1 protein-coding gene is annotated in these 802 nt (G+C 58.0%); it reads right to left on the bottom strand.

Annotated features, from left to right (window positions below):
• The coding region (locus tag CJF39_RS22620; RefSeq protein ID WP_170942727.1) for an S-type pyocin domain-containing protein at positions 1-797 on the bottom strand (797 nt) is incomplete at its 3' end.
• Positions 798-802 lie beyond the last annotated feature (5 nt).

The following is an 802-nucleotide window of genomic DNA, read 5'->3' as shown; positions in this document are numbered from 1 at the left end:
TCTAACGCTGGAATACCTAAGGTGTTGGACGGGTCAGCGGCGGGTGTCCATATCAGGGTTACGCCATCGCCCAAGTCAGCCACTTGCCGGGAGCCTTGGGCAACGAACTGCACCACGGGAATCATTTCCCAGTCGCGGCGCTTCTGGGTGTTGTACCCGTAACCTTTCAAGGTGCCATCGGCCTGCTGCTCAACGTGCAGGCGAACACGTGTACGTCCCTCTTTAAGCGTCTGGAGCTGTTCTTCGGTATATAGGCTGCTGTCGCCCAAGCTGGATGGCCACAGCAATGCAACAACGCCCGTCAAAGTACCAGCAGCAACACCCGTGGTGGTCCCGGACGCCACAGCACCAGCCGTACACAAACCACCACAAGACACACCGCCTGCGGTGCCAGTAGCAACGCCTCCTAAGAGAAGTGTTCCCAGTGACGAGGGTACGGAGCCGCTGATTTTCTTAAGGGGAATGTTTCCTTGTGCATCCGTTTCACGGCCGCCCAGCAAGGCAAACTCGCCATATTGGCTAACCGGATCGGTGGGGATGGCTCCGCCGGGACTGATGTAGTTGATGGTCCCGTATGGCAGCGTGCAACTCTTGGCAAAGACGCATCCGCGTGAGGCCACTTCATCCGGCTTCTTGATCGAACGCCTACGTGCGTCAGCTGCCCGCTCGTTCCGTGCATTCGCCGCCAGTGTTCTGTCCCAAGCTGCCTGTGCGGCCTCTGTCGCCTCGGCATGTCGCCTGTTGCCATCTATCCCATTACATCCCAGGGTATTCGGGAAGATATTCTTAACCGCCATAACAT

Origin of the sequence: Pseudomonas lundensis (assembly GCF_002269125.1) — a bacterium.
GTDB classification, from domain to species: domain Bacteria; phylum Pseudomonadota; class Gammaproteobacteria; order Pseudomonadales; family Pseudomonadaceae; genus Aquipseudomonas; species Aquipseudomonas lundensis_A.
This window is presented reverse-complemented; position numbering and strand designations above follow the sequence as displayed.